This is a genomic window from Tropicimonas marinistellae (assembly GCF_001509585.1).
Classification (GTDB): Bacteria; Pseudomonadota; Alphaproteobacteria; order Rhodobacterales; family Rhodobacteraceae; genus Tropicimonas; species Tropicimonas marinistellae.
Map to the genome: position 1 here is coordinate 122,261 of NZ_LNCI01000001.1, position 17,258 is coordinate 139,518.

General features: G+C 59.8%; 14 protein-coding genes. 8 read left to right on the top strand and 6 right to left on the bottom strand.

The genetic code is table 11. The features are described 5' to 3' along the window. Positions 1 to 37 precede the first annotated feature (37 nt). The 5 genes from ARC39_RS25125 to ARC39_RS00580 all read left to right on the top strand — a co-directional run bounded on the left by ARC39_RS25125 (position 38) and on the right by ARC39_RS00580 (position 5,133). On the top strand, positions 38 to 793 hold the full coding sequence (locus tag ARC39_RS25125; RefSeq protein WP_078059003.1) for a transglycosylase SLT domain-containing protein: 756 nt from the start codon (positions 38 to 40) through the stop codon (positions 791 to 793). Next, on the top strand, positions 790 to 2,883 hold the full coding sequence (gene flhA, locus ARC39_RS00565) for a flagellar biosynthesis protein FlhA (protein ID WP_068108468.1): 2,094 nt from the start codon (positions 790 to 792) through the stop codon (positions 2,881 to 2,883). Before ARC39_RS25125 ends, flhA begins: the two co-directional genes overlap by 4 nt. Further along, the gene (locus ARC39_RS00570) at positions 2,883 to 3,653 is read left to right on the top strand and encodes a flagellar biosynthetic protein FliR (RefSeq protein ID WP_068108472.1); all 771 of its coding nucleotides are present in this window, start codon (positions 2,883 to 2,885) and stop codon (positions 3,651 to 3,653) included. The genes flhA and ARC39_RS00570 overlap by 1 nt, the downstream gene beginning before the upstream one ends. Continuing rightward, positions 3,650 to 4,738 (top strand): EscU/YscU/HrcU family type III secretion system export apparatus switch protein, encoded by a 1,089-nt coding sequence (locus tag ARC39_RS00575; RefSeq protein WP_068108475.1) that lies wholly within the window; start codon positions 3,650 to 3,652, stop codon positions 4,736 to 4,738. The genes ARC39_RS00570 and ARC39_RS00575 overlap by 4 nt, the downstream gene beginning before the upstream one ends. 83 nt (positions 4,739 to 4,821) lie before the next feature. Continuing rightward, entirely contained in the window at positions 4,822 to 5,133 is a 312-nt protein-coding gene (locus tag ARC39_RS00580) for a hypothetical protein (RefSeq protein ID WP_149866261.1), read from the top strand. 20 nt (positions 5,134 to 5,153) lie between these two features. Here the strand turns inward: ARC39_RS00580 and ARC39_RS00585 are convergent, their stop codons facing one another. Further along, positions 5,154 to 6,074 (bottom strand): sugar kinase, encoded by a 921-nt coding sequence (locus tag ARC39_RS00585; RefSeq protein WP_068108480.1) that lies wholly within the window; start codon positions 6,072 to 6,074, stop codon positions 5,154 to 5,156. Positions 6,075 to 6,284: 210 nt separating this feature from the next. On the opposite strand from ARC39_RS00585, the gene ARC39_RS00590 reads away from it, so the two are divergent. Both ARC39_RS00590 and ARC39_RS00595 read left to right on the top strand, forming a co-directional pair. After that, positions 6,285 to 8,078 (top strand): ABC transporter transmembrane domain-containing protein, encoded by a 1,794-nt coding sequence (locus tag ARC39_RS00590; RefSeq protein ID WP_068108483.1) that lies wholly within the window; start codon positions 6,285 to 6,287, stop codon positions 8,076 to 8,078. A gap of 190 nt (positions 8,079 to 8,268) precedes the next feature. After that, on the top strand, positions 8,269 to 10,155 hold the full coding sequence (locus tag ARC39_RS00595) for an acyl-CoA synthetase (protein WP_068108486.1): 1,887 nt from the start codon (positions 8,269 to 8,271) through the stop codon (positions 10,153 to 10,155). A 65-nt stretch (positions 10,156 to 10,220) separates the two neighbouring features. Here ARC39_RS00595 and ARC39_RS00600 read toward each other — a convergent pair whose 3' ends face one another. From ARC39_RS00600 to ARC39_RS00620, 5 genes are all read right to left on the bottom strand, one after another. After that, complete coding sequence (locus tag ARC39_RS00600) at positions 10,221 to 11,327, bottom strand: flagellar basal body P-ring protein FlgI (protein WP_068108489.1); 1,107 nt, start codon at positions 11,325 to 11,327, stop codon at positions 10,221 to 10,223. Then, the gene (locus tag ARC39_RS00605) at positions 11,327 to 12,331 is read right to left on the bottom strand and encodes a flagellin family protein (protein ID WP_068108492.1); all 1,005 of its coding nucleotides are present in this window, start codon (positions 12,329 to 12,331) and stop codon (positions 11,327 to 11,329) included. Before ARC39_RS00605 ends, ARC39_RS00600 begins: the two co-directional genes overlap by 1 nt. 3 nt (positions 12,332 to 12,334) lie before the next feature. After that, entirely contained in the window at positions 12,335 to 13,792 is a 1,458-nt protein-coding gene (gene flgK, locus ARC39_RS00610; RefSeq protein WP_068108495.1) for a flagellar hook-associated protein FlgK, read from the bottom strand. A 27-nt stretch (positions 13,793 to 13,819) separates the two neighbouring features. After that, positions 13,820 to 15,130 (bottom strand): flagellar hook protein FlgE, encoded by a 1,311-nt coding sequence (locus ARC39_RS00615; protein ID WP_068108499.1) that lies wholly within the window; start codon positions 15,128 to 15,130, stop codon positions 13,820 to 13,822. A 100-nt stretch (positions 15,131 to 15,230) separates the two neighbouring features. After that, positions 15,231 to 16,052, bottom strand: coding sequence for a flagellar motor protein MotB (locus ARC39_RS00620; RefSeq protein ID WP_068108502.1), 822 nt, complete (start codon positions 16,050 to 16,052; stop codon positions 15,231 to 15,233). A gap of 387 nt (positions 16,053 to 16,439) precedes the next feature. Between ARC39_RS00620 and ARC39_RS00625 the strand changes: the two genes are divergently transcribed. After that, complete coding sequence (locus ARC39_RS00625; RefSeq protein ID WP_068108504.1) at positions 16,440 to 17,222, top strand: metallophosphoesterase family protein; 783 nt, start codon at positions 16,440 to 16,442, stop codon at positions 17,220 to 17,222. Positions 17,223 to 17,258 lie beyond the last annotated feature (36 nt).

The window sequence follows — 17,258 nt, forward strand, 5'->3', positions numbered from 1 at the left end:
TATTCCTTGTCGCGGGACGAACCAGAAAGGCGCCCGAATGCGGTATGAATTGCGCGATGTCGTGTTGATTTCTGCTTCCCAATTTTGGGGTCAGGCTCTGCTGCGGATTGCGACCGTCGCACTTTTGACCTTTGCATTATCTTTGCCTTTTCAGGCGAGTGCCTTTGTAACGTCATCCGATGTTTGCCTGAATCGCGCGGAAGTGGAGGCACGCAACGCAAAGGTTCCACTCGCAGTATTAAGTGCGATTGCGACTCTGGAAAGTGGCCGGCGCGTTGGGGGAGAGTTGCGCCCCTGGCCGTGGACAGTTCATGCAGAGGGGAAAGGTCATTGGTTTGATACAAAGTCCGAGGCGGTGAGTTATGTCACGACATTGGTGAAAAGCGGTGTGCGGAATATCGATGTCGGGTGTTTCCAGTTGAATTTGAGATGGCATGGGAGAAATTTCGAAAGTGTTGGCGAGATGTTCGACCCTGCAGAAAACGCTCGTTATGCAGCTTCTTTTCTGCGCGGGCTCTACGGGGAATACGGCGCATGGGAAGAAGCAGCGGTCGCGTATCATTCGCGGACGCCGCGCTACGCCCAGGTTTACCGAAATCGCCTTGCCCCGCTTCTCGCATCCTTTCGCGGCTCTCCCGGTGATGACTTTGATCCTGCTGCCTCCAGCGGTACGACCGGGCGCCGTACCCAAAGCCGGCCCCCCTTTCGTCCGGGAGGAGCGCAGGCACTCGCGTCTCTCGTGCCACTGAGTGATGGACCCGCGGCCGTGCCGCTTTTCGGGGTGCGGGAATGACACAGCGATCGATCGAATTCCGCCGCCTCGTGAATCCGACCGTGCTTCTTTCGGTCGCTCTCATGTCGATCATCGTGATGATGATCCTTCCGATGCCGGCATGGGTTCTCGATGTCGGCCTCGCAGCCTCCTTTGCTCTGGCCATCCTGATCTTCACGGTCACTCTCTTTATCGAGCGACCACTCGATTTCTCATCCTTCCCGACAGTGCTTTTGGCATCTCTCATGTTGCGCCTGTCACTGAATGTCTCATCCACCAAGCTTATCATCGGGCAGGGCCATACGGGTACGGCCGCGGCGGGCAATGTAATTCATGGCTTCGCGATGTTCGTCATGGGCGGCAGTGTATTCCTCGGCCTCGTCGTTTTCTGCGTTCTGCTCATAGTCAACTTCATAGTGATCACGAAAGGCGCGACGCGGATGGCCGAGGTCGGCGCACGATTCGCGCTCGATGGAATGCCGGGCAAGCAGCTTGCCATCGATAGCGACATGTCGGCCGGCGCGATCGACCATCAGGAAGCAAAGCTCCGTCGCGAGCGCGAGCAAGCGGAAACAACTTTCTTTGGTTCGCTTGATGGTGCATCGAAATTCGTCAAGGGCGACGCTATCGCGGGGCTTCTGATCACGCTTCTGAACCTCGTCATGGGGCTCACCATGGGCCTGGCCGTCCACGACATGCAGATCGGTCAAGCCCTTGAGACCTATGCGATTCTCACGGTGGGCGACGGTCTGGTTTCACAGATTCCGGCGGTCATAATCTCCGTTGCATCGGCTTTGCTGCTTGCGCGTGGCGGCAATACGGGCGCTACCGATCTTGCGATCGTTGCGCAACTGAACCGCCATCCCGCGGCGCTTCTGACTGTTGGCGTTTTGATGCTGGTTTTCGGCCTCGTTCCAGGATTTCCCTTTCTTCCGTTCGGGATCGGCGCACTGGTTCTGTGCGCAACGGGCCTGCGCGGACTTCGCCGTGCGGAGCATCCGGACGAGCCGGATACCGCAGCGGCGCCCCAGGACGTAGCCGAACCAGAGAAGCGGATCGGTGACATTCTCGACCTCGATGACATTCACCTCGAGTTCGCTCCGGACCTTGTCTCAATGGTTCTCGACCCCGCGACGGGGCTGGAAACGCGAATTACCAACATTCGTAACCACGTCGCGGCAACTTACGGATTGATCCTTCCTGAAATCCGGTTGACCGATAACGCGTCGCTTGCTGCCGGCGCCTATGTTGTCAGAATTCACGGTGTAGAGCAGGCGAGAGACCGGCTACGCCCTGGTGAGTTCCTGGCGTTGGTCTCTGGCGATGCGGCGGTTCTGCCGAGTGGCGACGATGTCGAAGAACCGGTCTATGGCGCACCGGCGCGGTGGATTGCTCCGTCAGATCGCGAAAAGGCGGTCATGGTCGGAACGACGATCGTTTCGCCGGCCGAGGTGCTTGCAACCCATATTCTAGAGGTAATCAAACAAAACCTGGCCCGTCTGTTGACGCTGAAGGCGCTACGGCGGTTGTTGCAGGAACTGTCAAATCTATCCGATCCTGTCCGATCCGAGGCCAACCGGATACTGATTGACGAACTCGTCCCCGACCGCGTTCCACTCGATGTTCTTCTGTCCGTGCTGCGCCTGTTGTTGGAAGAACGGGTTTCAATCCGCAACATGCCACTCATCTTGGAGGCGATATCCGAAGCGCGTGGAAGTTTCTCTTCACCGGAGGCGATATGCGAACATGTGCGCCAAAGGCTGGGTTTTCAGATCGTGGCTGAATTGCGTCGTGACGACGGGACATTGCCTCTGATCCAACTGGCGCCTGAGTGGGAGGAACGCTTCTCGACCTATCGCGTCGACGGGCCGCCCGGCCAGGAGGCTGTCGCGCTGCCTCCGGATGAGTTTGGACGCCTGTCCGGCGGAATATCCACCAAGCTGGCAAAGGCATCGGAAACCGGGATCTATCCTGCGTTGATCGTCTCGAGCAGGCGGCGCCGGTTTATTGCGTCGGTCCTTGCAGCGAAGCGGATCGTGGCACCTGTGCTTTCATTCGAGGAACTCGGGCCGGGCGAACGGCCATCGATTGTCGGCGTGGTGGCGCACTGATGGAGAACGTTTTGGCCCTCGCGGACATCGGAAGTGCCTGGCTGGTCATGGCTCTCGTCGTGTTTCTCCGGATCGGCACGGCGATCCTCTTCTTGCCGGGTTTTGGCGAGCGCTCCGTGCCGCAGCGCGTTCGCTTGGCGCTCGCGGTGGCATTCACGATCATCGTGACCCCCACCGTGGGTGTCACGGGGGGGGCCGAACTACCGTTGTCCTTGGTTCCGGTTCTTGCGGCAGAAACACTTGTTGGCGCGGTATTGGGTCTGTCGATCCGGATGATGATTTTCATATTGCAAATAGCAGGATCGATTGCCGCGCAGTCGACGTCGCTTGCGCAGATCTTTGGCGGGGCGTCGACAGAACCACTCCCGGCATTCGGGCATGTGCTGGTCGTCGCGGGCCTTGCGCTGGCCATGTTGGCCGGACTTCACATCCGTCTCACGGAGGCATTCATCGGAAGCTATCAGTGGTTTCCCGTCGGTGCCGGTTTCCGGAGCGCGGATTTGGCCGAGTTCTGGACTGCGAAGGTTTCGGGAGCTTTCTCGCTGGCCTTCACCTTTTCGGCGCCTTTCGTCGTCGCCGCGTTCATCTACAATCTCGCTCTCGGTGCGATCAATCGGGCGATGCCGCAACTTATGGTTGTTCTCGTGGGTGCGCCCGCGATCACGGCGACTGGACTCGCGATGCTCGCGATCTTGTCGCCGCTGATGCTGGAACTCTGGCGCGACGCGCTTGACGCCGTTCTGGCTGCCCCGCTGCGAGCGACGCTGTGAGCACATCTGATGAATCCGAAAAGCAACACGAACCGACGCAGAAGCGGCTCGACGATGCCCGGCGGAAGGGGGAGATACCGCGATCGAACGATCTGTCTACCGCCGTCTCCTATGCGTGTTTCCTTCTCATTGCCTGGATTGCCGGCGGCTGGTTTTGTGACCGCCTCGGGACGCTCGGTGTGACTGTGTTTCGGCACATCGCGCGGGTGGATTCCGGAACAGCGGCATTCACGACGGACCTGTCCACGCTTGGATTTCACTCGTTCTTGATGACGTCCATGATGCCGGTTTTGGCGGTGCCCGGACTCGGCGTCTTGGCGGCACTCGTGGCACGCCGCGGGTTGGTGTTCGCTCCGACCAAACTCGCTTTCCGAATGTCGCGCCTCTCGCCGATTGAGAACGCCAAAAACAAGTTCGGCAGGTCAGGGCTTTTTGAGTTCGTCAAGAGTTCCGCAAAACTCCTGTTCGTGTCTGCGGTACTCGCGGTTTTCCTGTTCCATCGTGCAGAGCAGATCGCCGGCACGATGTGGCTGGAACCAATGGGCGTGGCCGCGCAGATGGGCCGTCTGGCGCTCGATTTCCTCGGTATCCTTGTTGCGCTGCTTGTCGTGATTGGCGGGCTGGATCTCTCATGGCAGGTGGTCGAGCACCGGCGGCGCAACCGCATGTCGCGCAAGGAATTGCAGGACGAGACAAAAGACAGCGAGGGCGACCCACACATCAAGCAACAGCGGCGTCAACGCGGACACGAAATCGCCATGGGGTCGATGCTACGCGACGTGCCGCAAAGCGCCGTGGTGATCGTGAACCCCGAACATTATGCCGTCGCATTGAAATGGGATGCAACATTCCCCGGTCCGCCGGTTTGTGTCGCCAAAGGGGTGGATCATGTGGCGGCCAAGATCCGGGAAGCCGCCAACGAAGCCGGGGTTCCGATACATCGCGACCCGCCGACCGCTCGCGCACTTCACGCGACTGTCGAGGTCGGTGAGGAAATCCCTCCCGAACAATACCGCCCGGTGGCTGCCGCCATCAGGTTCGCGGACAAGATGAAACGCCTTGCGCGTTCGAAGGTTTCGGAATGACGAGGACAGACCCGAGCAAGAGAATTGGGCTGAAGCGGTTATGCGCAGTGACCGAGGTTGCGTGGGCAGCCGCGAGGCAAGGTATGAAGGATCGTGTAGCTGCGGAGCGAGCTGCCATTGGAAAACTCAGCGATCTTGCTGAAGAACGGCAAAAAGCGCTCGACAGGCTTCTTCTCGCAGCCGACCGGCCCGACCCAAGCCTCTTGTCGGCGGCGTCGGGCTGGTTGATCTGGGCGGATCAGGAACATCAGCGGCTTAACTTGGAACTTGCACAGCGCCGGGCCGAACTCGCGGCGGAGCAATCCAAGGCGCGTAAGGCTTTCGGAAAGATGCAGGCCGCGGAAAAACTCCTGGAGTCGGAACTCGCACGTTTGCGCAAGTTTCCCTTAGCATAGGCCTGAGCGATTTATTCGGTTCAGGCTTGGTTCGCCGCAAGGAAGGCTTCAACGTCTTTGCGGTACGGCATTGGTTCGACGGCGCCGTATCCCTGGGTCGCCAGAGCGGCTGCAGCATTTGCGTAATGCGCCGCAGCGAACGGATCGTCTCCCGCCGCAATCCGCGCAAGAAACGCGCCATCAAACGTGTCGCCGGCGCCGGTGGCGTCGACGGCGTCCGCCTTGCGCCCGGCTATGAGTTCACGCGTGTCCGGCGTCGCCACGAGCGCCCCTTTTGCCCCGAGCGTCAGGGCCACGACTTTGGCTCCAAGTCCCAGATACACGTCAACGATCGCGTCTGGATCCTTCAATCCCGTCAGGTGCAGGGCGTCATCAAGCCCCGGAAGCGCAATGTCGCATTGCGATATACCTTCGTGAATGACTGCCCTTGCCCGGGTAAGTGGCCACAGTTTCAACCGCAGGTTCGTGTCGTAGGACACCGTGCCTCCGGCGGCCTTGACCGTCTCGATTGCCGCGAACACCGCGTCGGCAGCAGTGGCGGAGATCGCCTGGCTGATTCCGGAAACATGCAAGATACGGGTTGATTCAAGTGCTTCCTTGGGTAAGTCCGCAGGACTCATCGTGCTGGCTGCGGAACCCGCACGGAAGTAGCTGAACTCGTGCCCGTTCGGTCCGTGTGTCACGAAGTAGACGGCGGTTGGCGCAGTAGAAACCCGCTTTACCGAAGAAGCATCCACCCCCTCGCGGTTCCACATCTCGACAAAGCTGTTCCCAAATGTGTCCTCCCCGAGCAGGGTGAAATACCCGACCTTCGCGCCCTGGCGTGCTGCGGCGCAGGCTGCGTTCGACGTATCGCCGCCGTGGCCGGGTTTGTAGTTTCCGTCTGGTTGCTGGTTAAACTCCAGCATCGGCTCACCAAGGCATAGGATATCGGTTGTCATATCGGGTCTCTCGCGTCTGCGCGCGGCGTTGACGTTGGGCGCGCGGTTCGGCGCGGACCATAGTGGATTGTCAACTGATATTCTAGATGGACATATTGCGGCAGGCTGCGCAACGCCTTGCCGTCGAAGCGTCCGCTCCCCCGACCCGACCCGGTTGCCGCGCAGGAAAAGGGTCGCTATTGCACGATGTACCACTAGGAGGGGGCAGGAATGGCGCAACCCGGAAAGGACGCTCAGCAGGAGCGTGCATCGTCGAAACGCGTGGGCGCCCTGCGCGCGCTGTTCCCATTTCTGACACCCTATCGACAATACGTGGTACTCGCAGGTATCGCGCTTACCATCACCGCGAGCGTGTCACTGCTTCTGCCGATTGCTGCGCGCCGCGTCGTTGACGGATTCGGCGACGGAGCGGTCCACCTTCTCGACCGCTATTTCATGGCTGCAATCGGTATCGCTGCGATCTTCGCGCTGGGAACGGGATTGCGCTACTACGTCGTCACGCGTTTGGGCGAGCGTGTCGTGGCAGACATCCGCGCGGCCGTGTTCGGCCGGATGATCGGTATGAGCCCGGCATACTACGAGAAGCTCCTGACGGGCGAGGTCATAAGCCGGATCACCACGGACACGACGCTGATCCTGTCGGTCATCGGATCCTCCGTCAGTTGGTTTCTGCGTAACACGCTGATGTTTCTCGGCGGATTGGCAATGATGTTCGTCACCTCGGGGAAACTCACGTTGATGGTCCTGGCCATCGTGCCAATCGTTATCCTGCCAATTCTCGCGCTCGGCCGGCGGTTGCGGAGCCTCAGCAGGGAGAACCAGGATTGGATTGCGCGCAGTTCGGGCAACGCGTCGGAAGCCCTCCAGGCGGCGCAGACCGTCCAGGCTTTTTCGCATGAGGCGGCAAGCCGCGAACAGTTCACCGAAGTCACCGAAGCGAGCTACAGGTCCGCGAAGGCCCGGATATCCGTGCGTGCCCTGTTGACCATCGTCATAATCTTCGTCGTGTTCTCTGGCATACTTGGCGTACTCTGGATCGGAGCGCGCGACGTACGTGCCGATGTGATGACGGCCGGCGAGCTTGTGCAGTTCCTGATCTACGCCGGAATCATGGCCGGATCTGTAGCGGCGCTCTCGGAGATCTGGGGCGAGTTGCAGCGCGCCGCGGGGGCGACCGAACGGCTGGTGGAGCTCTTAGCGGCCGAAGACAACGTGAAGGATCCGGAGCATCCGCGACCCGTTCCGACCCCTGTGACAGGTGAGATCGTGTTTGATGATGTGATCTTTCACTATCCGTCCCGACCGGCAGACGCGGCGCTACACGGCGCAACCTTCACCGTCTCGCCGGGCGAACAAGTGGCGCTGGTTGGTCCCTCTGGCGCCGGTAAGTCGACCGTATTGCAGCTGTTGCTTCGGTTTTACGATCCCTCGTCGGGCGAGATCCGTCTTGACGGGGTCCCGCTCTCGGAGATGGAGCGCTCGGAGTTCCGCCAGGCATTTGCATTGGTCCCCCAGGACTCGGTGGTTTTTGCCGACACGGCGCGCGAGAATATCCGGTTCGGCCGGCCCGATGCGACCGACGCGGAAGTCGAGGCGGCAGCTCGTGCGGCGGCAGCGCACGACTTCATTTCGGCCTTGCCAGACGGCTACGACAGCTATGTTGGAGAGCGGGGCGTCATGCTGTCGGGCGGGCAACGGCAGAGGATCGCGATTGCGAGGGCAATACTGCGTGACGCACCGGTTCTACTCCTTGACGAAGCGACATCCGCCCTGGACTCCGAAAGCGAACAGGCTGTCCAACGCGCGGTCGCTGAAATGAGCCGAGGACGGACGACGCTGATCGTCGCGCACCGCCTGGCAACTGTAAAACAGGCGGACCGCATCCTCGTGTTCGAAGGTGGGCGTATCGTGGCAGACGGTACGCACGATACACTCGTGGCAGAAGGTGGCCTTTACGCGAGGCTCGCACGATTGCAGTTTACCGACGGCCTCGCAGCCGAGTGATCGGCGGCGGCGGGACCCGGCCCGTTTTCCGGCGAGTATGACCGGCGAATTGGCACTTCGGCACCGTTTGCAGGTGGTTTGACGCGGCGGCTCGGAACTCGTTTCGCAGCGTCAGACTTGCGCCGGCGGGGGCCTTGGCGTTGTGTGCTGCGGGCGTGGAGGATAGGGCGCGACTAGGGGAGGACGACACATGGGCTTTGCGACCATTGCCGATCGCAACGCAATCGAAAACGAAATGCCGTGGGAGGCGCGCGACGTTCCGACCACGATGTTCGAGTTCCTGAGCAATGCCCGCGAAAAACACGGTACCCGACCAGCCGTTTCGTTCCAGCTCTTGTCCGACCGCCGCGCACCTGCGGAGACCTTCACGTGGGCGGAAATCGTTGGAAAGGTAACCCAGGCGGCAAACTTGTTCCGCTCGCTCGGAATCGGCGAGGGCGACGTGGTGGCCTTCTTGCTCCCAAATTGCAGCGAGACCGTGATTACCCTTCTCGGTGGAATGGTCGCCGGTATTGTAAACCCGATCAATCCGCTTCTCGAACCGGACCAGATATCCGCCATCCTTCGTGAGACGAATGCCAAGGTGCTGGTCACGCTTAAGGCATTCCCGAAATCGGATGTGGCCCAGAAAGCTGCCGAAGCGGTCGATCACGCCCCAAATGTCAGGCATGTACTAGAAGTGGATCTTCTGCGGTATTTGACCGGACCCAAGAAGTGGATCGTTCCGTTCCTTCGGCCAAAGACGCAGGTCGAGCATACAGCGAAGGTTCGCGATTTCGCGGCGCTGCTTGAGCAACAGCCGGGCGACCGGCTGACATTTTCCGACAGCAAAGCCGACAGGGTAGCGGCCTATTTCCATACGGGTGGTACGACCGGTACGCCAAAGGTCGCGCAGCATCTCTACTCGGGGATGATCTACAACGGCTGGCTCGGCGACAGGATGCTGTTCGACGATAGCGACAACGTCCTCTGTCCGCTTCCGTTGTTCCACGTGTTCGCGGTTCATCCGGTTCTCATGTCGATGATCGCGTCAGGCGCGCACGTGATTTTCCCGACGCCGCAGGGGTATCGCGGAGATGGCGTCTTTGACAATTTCTGGAAACTCGTGGAGCGATGGAAGGTCACATTTGTCATTGGTGTGCCGACGGCTTTCGCCGCGCTCATGCAGCGCCCGGTCGATGCGGATATTTCATCACTGGACAAGGCATTCTCAGGATCCGCGCCGCTTCCAGTCGAGCTCTACAACAGGTTCGAGGCAACCACGGGTGTAGAGGTCATTGAAGGCTACGGATTGACCGAGGCAACCTGTCTCGTCGCGATCAACCCAGTGGAAGGAAACAAGAAGATCGGATCCGTCGGAATTCCGTTTCCGCACACGGAGGTCAAGATCCTCCGCCACACCGCCGATGGACCGATTGAGTGCGAAACTGACGAGGTGGGAGAGATCTGTATCGACAATCCGGGTGTTTATGCAGGGTCGACATATACCGAGGCCGACAAGAACCACGAATTGTTCCACCACGACGTCTACCTGCGCACGGGCGATCTGGGACGCATCGATCGTGACGGGTATCTCTGGATAACCGGTCGGGCAAAGGACCTGATCATTCGAGGTGGTCACAATATCGACCCCGCGATCATTGAAGAGGCGCTGGCAGGGCATCCGGCTGTGGCATTCGCGGGTGCGATCGGCCAGCCGGATTCCTTCGCCGGCGAACTGCCCTGCGCCTACATCGAGCTTGTCGATGGCGGCAAGGCAAGTGTTTCCGATTTGATGGATTTCATCAGGCCGCGGATTACGGAGCGGGCCGCAGTTCCAAAGTACCTGGAGGTTCTGCCGGAACTACCCAAGACTGCGGTCGGAAAGGTCTTCAAACCGGAATTGCGAAAGATGGCAATCGCGCGGGTGTTCAACGCGGCCTTGAAAGCAGAGGGCGTCGCGGCCGAGGTTTCCGAGGTCGTGGAAGACAAGAAGCGCGGCCTTGTCGCAAAACTGGAGCGTCGCGGAGATGTCGACGAAGCGGCGTTGGGGCACCTCTTGGGCAACTTCACCACGCCATGGGATTGGGCCTCGTAGGTCTCTACCGTATGGTGCGCCGGTCTCGGCCCAAACGAGTTGAACTCGTGATGAATTCCGGTCGGTCAGTGCACGATGAACTCCGCATGCAGAGCGCCGGCCGCCTTGATGCTCTTGAGGATATCGATCAGGTCCCGTGGAGCGACGCCGAGCGCATTCAGGCCGGCGACCACTTCGGCCAGGGATGTTCCACCAGATACCTCAGCCAGGCCGATCCCCGGTTCTTCGACGATTTCCGCATTCGTGCGGGGCAGGACGACCGTCTCGCCTGGCGCGAATGGGTTTGGCTGGACCGCGACGGGAGTTTCTTCGATCCGAAGTGTGAGGTTTCCCTGAGATACGGCGACGCGTGAAATCCGCACCTCGTCTCCCATGACGATGGTTCCGGATCGCTGGTCGACAATCACCCGTGCGCGGCGCTCCGGTTCCACCGTCAGGTTTTCGACGCGGCTGATGGTGCGCGCGGGTGAGCCGGTACGCGAAGCCGCAATGTCAAGTTCGACCGTGCCGGCATCGAGCATGCGGGATACGGCGCGCCCGAAGCTGCTGTTGATCACCGCCTCGATCCGTCCGGCTGTTGTGAAATCGGGGTCGCGGAGCGCCAGCCGGATGGTCGTGAGCTGCGTGAAATCAAAGTCGATCTCCCTTTCGACTCGTGCACCGGACGGGATTACCCCCGCCGTTGGAACGCCGGCAACCACGTTGGCTCCCTCACCTTCGGCCTGAGCCCCACCGGCAATGATCGTGCCCTGACCCACGGCGTAGATCTGGCCATCGGCGGCGGTTAGGGGCGTCATTATGAGCGTGCCGCCCATCAGGCTCTTCGCGTCGCCAATTGCCGAAACAGAGACATCGATCCTGCTGCCGGAGCGTGAAAACGGTGGGAGTGTTGCCGTCACGAATACGGCCGCGACGTTTTTCGGACGGAATTGCTCACCGGATACATTGACGCCCAGTCGCTCGAGCATGTTGGCCATGATTTCTTCGGTGAACGGCGAATTCCGCAATCCATCGCCCGTCCCGTGCAAGCCAACAACGAGACCGTAGCCAACCAGATCGTTGCCGCGCACGCCGTCAAATTCCACAAGGTCCTTGATGCGTACCGGACTGGCCGCAGCCACGTGGCAGCAGGCAATAAACGACAATAGGAGCGTCGCGATAAATCTGCGCATCAGATATAGTCCGATAGTTTCAGGCTCGCGGTTCTCGCCGTCAGGGCATAGAGCAGTTCAAGCTGGGTTTCCGCCTGCGTGAGCGCCGCCGCCGCATCGTACTGATCGACAGATATCAGCTCGGAGAGGGCCAACTCCATCGCGGCGGTCTCACTGGTATTTCGCGTGCTCGCGGTTTCGAGGGATTCCTGAACAACGCCGACCTTGGCCTGCACTTCGAGCATACTCACATTGCTGTTCAAGAGCGTCTGACCGGCGAGGCCAGCCATGGTCATTTGTTCCGCCGGTGAGTTGGAGAGCGGAAGGCGGTCGATTAGCACGGCCATGGCAAGCCCCTTCAATGTCTCGCGCACGGCAGTATCGGATGCGGTAACGTCAAGGCTGACCGTCTGACCCACGCCGATGGACATTGGCGAAAGGGCCTTCGCAGACCCGGAATACGCGATCGTCTCGAAACCGGCAGGTGACGCGAACCACGCATCGATCACGGAGGCGACCCCGGTTGCCGTAGTTTCTCCCGAAACCGCGGTTTCCAGTTCTTCGAGAATGGTGTTGGCGTCGGCAAGCGCGGAAGAATTGGTCGCGACGCCCGCAAAAAGGCTCCGGCCTCCAAACTGCATATTCAGCCTGCTGATGGCGAGATCGAACGCGTCCATCGATGCGGTCCCGAGTGCGCTTGAGATCGTGCCGTTTTCCGAGTTGCTGAATGTGAGCAGATCCGCCGAAAGAGTGCCGGCTGTCTCCCGTACCGCCTCCAGAGAGTCTTGGACGGCGGAGGCAAATCCGGAGGCTTCGGTGATCGAGGATTCGTAGGCCGCCAATTGAGTGAGACTGTGTTCGACAGACGAAATGGTGCTGAAGTTCCCGTTCAAACGGTCCGCAAGCGACGCGACCTGCCCGGTCGCGACTTCTTCGGTCAGCCTGGTAATGTCCGCCTTCACCTGAGAATTCCTGCTTCGGAAAATGTAGCTCAGCGCGAGATCGCCTACAGTGGTGAGTGCCATGACCTAGATTCCCAGCAGTTGATCCATCAGTTCGTCCAGCGTTTGTATGACGCGGGCGTTCGCAGCATAGGCGTTTTCGATCAGTAGGAGTTTCTGCATTTCGTCGTCTGTATCGACGCCGGTGCGCGCCTCCTCGGTCTTCAATGCATCGACACGCGCCGATTCGTATGTCTGTCGGTCTTCGGCGGCCTGCTGCTGGCTTGAGATCTTGGAGACAAGATCTGACGCGAGTTCGGCGACGGTGCGTTCCTGACCCGCGGACATGCCGGAGGCAACGACACGTTCTTCATTGAGGCGTTCGGCTAGGGCCGTCAGCAATGACGCGTCTCCAACATCGCCCTCTGTCGCTGCCTGCAATCCGTCCCGCAGTCGCCAACTCTCCCCTCCGACGTCGGGATCGACGGTGGTGTTGATCTCGATGCGGGCCGAAAGCCCTGCCTCGTCAGCTGTGTCGAACGTTGACCCGCCGTCTGTGAACAAGCCGGCATCTCCTGTCGCGAGGGTCGTGTCCAGCGAGGTATCCTGAAACCGCTCAACAAGGTCGCGCGCGACCGAATCCAGCTCTTCTTGCGCGGTCGGAGCGATCTCGTCGCGAATCTCGAAGGCCGCCGCGAGCTTTCCGCCACCGATTGGATCGTAGCTCGATCCAATGTTGAGGGTGTTGCCGTTCAGGGTCAGACCTGACAATGCCCCACCTTCCAACGACATGTGTGGTGTGATTATCCCAGTCTGGGAAAACTCGAACTCTCCGGCCGGGCCATCGAGGATGATCGCGCCACCGCTTGTATACAGCGCGACCTGACCGCCATCGCGGGCCACCTGGTTGACCGGGACGATCTCGCTGATGGAATCGATCACGTTCTGGCGCTGATCAAGCAGGCCGGACGCGTCCTGACCGGAATTCGTCATCTCGAAGATCTGCCAGTTGAGCGTTTCCACCTGCTTCAGGCTGGAATTGAGCTGATCTACCATAGAGGCAATGTCGCTCTCGGCATCCGTGCGCATTTCCTGCAACTCGTCGGAGGTGGATCGAATATGGTCAACGAGTTCGCTTGCCGCGCTAATGGCCGAGGTCAGCCTTACATCCTGGTCCGGTCGGCTTGCGGCGTCGATCAAGGCGGTCTCAAGGGCATTGACATAGTGCTCAAGTGACCCCTCTTCGGTCGGAAGCCCAACCGCATTTTCGATCCGCAACCATGCAGACGCCTCGGCACTTGCGTTTTCCATGCTCGCTTCGGCGTGGCGGCGATCGGCCGTTGTCCGCTCGTCGGTAACTCTCACGACCCCGTCTACCTGAACACCCGACCCGACTCCACCGACCGAGCGGGATGACAGGCTGATCTCGCGACGGGCGTACCCTTCGGTCATCGCGTTCGCCACGTTGTTCGACACAACTTCGGCCGCGCGGCTGACCGCCGTGAGGCCCGAAAGAGCATTGGAAAGCGCAGTGGAGAAGGTCATGCGCGTCTACCTTTCCTGAGCTTATTCTCAGCGCTTGATGTTTGTGGTTTCCTGCAGCATCTCATCCACTGTCTGAATGACCTTTGCATTGGAGGAATAGGCGCGCTGCGTCTGGATGAGATCGGTTAGTTCGCCCGCGACGTCGGTTGATGATTCTTCGAGTGCGTAGCTCACGATATCGCCGGTTGGCCCGTCGCCCGCATCCCAAAGGAAGAAGCTGCCGCTCTCATTGGTCGTGTTGTAGGTTTGATAGTCGAGCGCCTCCAACCCGTTCGGGTTGGGCATATCGACGAGCGGGATCTGGTAAACGACGCGGGAAATGCCAATGTCGAAATTCGCGATGACGTAGCCATTCTCGTCGATCTCCACGGATGTCATGTTGCCCACCGGGGAACCGTCTTTGCTGATCGCAGTCGGGGCGAAGCTGTCCGACAGCTGGGTGAGCCCGGTTCCCGTTCCGACTGCGCCGATGTCTATGGAGATAGGGCCACCCGCCACATCGACCTCAAACACGCCGGTGGTGTCGTCGTACGTACCGCCGCTGACGGTGGTAACCGACGCGAGCGTACCCCCGCTTGCGCGAGTTTCGTCGAAGACAAGGGTGTACTCACCGATGACTGCCCCTGCTTGGGCGGAATCGGTGATCGTCATCGTCCAGGTATTGGTTGCCGGATCGGTTGCTGCGGCGGGTACGGAAGGTGTGAAGGTCACTGTGACCGACTGGGAGGTGCCGAGGTTGTCGAAGTATTCGACAGGGAGGGTCAAGGCATCGCCAGAAGCGCCGGCTTCTGTTTCTGTTGCGGGCAGGTTGACACCAAGTGACATCTGCGTTGTCGGCTCACCTGCGAACTGGTTCACGTTGATTTGCACTGGCTCCAGCCCATCCGACGTGTCGCGCGCGTAGTCAGGAATGGTTCCATCGGCATCGGCTGGCCACCCGAGCAAAACAAGGCCGGACTCCGTTTTCAGGATACCGTCTTCGTCGGTTCGAAATGAGCCGGTCGTTGTCAGGTACATGGGGCTTTCGCCATTGTCGGTTCCGATGGAGGATTCCGTCGTCACTGGCAGGAAACCACGGCCGCGCACCGCGAGGTCAGTTGAATTGGATGTAGAGGCAAGAGCTCCCGCTTCGTCGATCAACCGCCGAGTGGTCACCCGAACGCCGCCGGCGGAATAGGTGCCGCTTCCAGATTCGATTACCATGGAGTGGAAGTCTGCTTCGGCCCGCTTGTACCCATAGGTAGAGGAGTTGGCGATATTGTCGGAAATCGTTGCTAAGCGGCTCGCATTGGCTGCCAGCCCGGACACGCCGGCATTGAGAGACGAGGAAATGGTCATACGTGTGCCCTTCTTCTGCTGGGACGTCGAATTGCCAGCTATATGGACACAGCTCGCTTAATGTGGTGCTAACGAGAAAATTCGATGCGTCCCCCCATTGTTAGTCGGACAGGTCCGAGCGGATGAGAACGATTTCCAGCCTGTCGTTTCGTACTGCCATCGGGTTCTCGACGGCTGGGTGCCGGTCGGCATGACCGCTGACACGTTCGAGACGCGTTGCGGATATCCGCTCCGCCAGCATCTCGCGCGCTGCAGCGGCCCGGCTCAGCGAATTATCCCAGGTCGGATTTGCAGCGAGGACGATGGCGTGCGCACGACTGTGCCCTTTGATCGCGACCTTGTTGGTTGCGTAGGAGAATACCCGTCCAACAAGGTCGATGAGGTCCACAAGAAGCGGTGTCGGTTCGCTTGATCCGGCGAAAAATAGCGGGTCCCCGTCGAGCGAGAACAACTCCACGATCAATCCTTCGTCGGTAACGCTGGTCACCACGTGCCGAAGCGTGTTGTCGTCGGCCATGCTTTCGCCGCCTGTGGCCAGTAAGTCCTCTATTTCGCTAAATGTTTCTCTATCCGTCGCCGGGATCTGCCCGGCCGGGGCCGTTTTGCGGATGGCCGGATGCTTGTTGCTTGCACCGATGCCGTTCTGCGCGAGCGTTTCCTCCGTGAAGACAGAATCGCCGCCGAGACTACCATCTCCGCCTCCAGAAACCCGGTTTATCGGGATCGTCGGACTGAAATAGTCGGCAATCCCCTTTCTTTGCTTCTCCGTCGTCGCGTTAAGCAGCCACATCAGCATGAAGAAGGCCATCATTGCGGTCACGAAGTCCGCATATGCGACCTTCCATGCTCCGCCGTGGTGGCCGCCTCCGGCCACAACCTTCTTGCGTCTGATGATGACTGGCGCGTTAGATCCTGCGCTCATGCCACCACCTCGATTTCGCACCACAAACAAGCGTTACCCGCAACACGTAAAGGAAGGTTTGACCCTGTCGATTCCGGATTTACGGGCATGATGCACGAGATCCGGCGTAGTGATTACGATTGGCCCTTTGACACAAAATGGGGTATTAGCTTCGCAGCTCTGTCTCCGCATTCGAGATCTTGGTGGGCAGTCATTGTAAACAATAACGCCAAAACGAGTGTATTGTTTACGGAATCATATCGAACCAGTTTGTTTTCTTGTTTTGACGCCAGCAATGCCCATTGATTTGGGTATGTCAATTTGGTTTCGCGCGCCGTCAGTGACCCCCGAACGTCGATTCTATTCCGGTTCGGCCCAGTGCAGCGCGCTCGCGTTGAGGGTGAACCGGTGAGCCTGCTGTCCAGAATTCTGCGGCCGAGCTATATGGTCGGCCCCGACGCGTTTGGTCCGGAAAACGAAGCACCGCGCCCCACACGACTCACCTATGCTGTGGGGGACATTCACGGCTGCAGTGAAAAAATGGCGCTCCTGCTGGAACAGATCATGGATGACCGGGCCGGTCGTCCAGCAGATCTGGTGTTTCTCGGGGACTACATTGATCGTGGGTCCGACAGCGCTGGCGTGCTGCATCGCCTTCGTTCGTTGCAGCAAACGAACCCGGAGAGCGTTTTCTGTCTGCTGGGAAACCACGACCGAATGATGCTCGATTTCCTTGAGGACCCATTGGGGCTGGGGCAACGCTGGTTGCAATTCGGCGGACAGGAAACGCTCATCAGTTTCGATGTTCCGAGCTATTGCGACATGAAACTTGGAGCCCGATCTCAAGCCTGGGCGAACGAGCTTCGGAAGGCGCTCGGCGATGACTTGTTGGAGTGGCTCTATTCGCGCCCGCTCTGGTGGCAGTCGGGTACGTTGATTGCTGTGCACGCATTGACAGAACCGTCTCGCGCGATGCAGGCGCAACGCGAAGGCGTGCTTCTCTGGGCGCGGCCAAAGTCGGTTGCCGTTCCGCGGCGCGACGGTAACTGGGTGGTCCATGGCCATACGATGGTCGAGATGCCGCAAGTCGCTGGCCGACACATCTCTATCGATACGGGTGCTTGGCGCGGCGGTCAGTTGACAGCAGCCGTTCTCGGTGACGGTGCCGTACGCTTTTTGCAGGCCGAATAACGATGGAACCGTTCTCGCGGCGTCTCTCCACGGAAA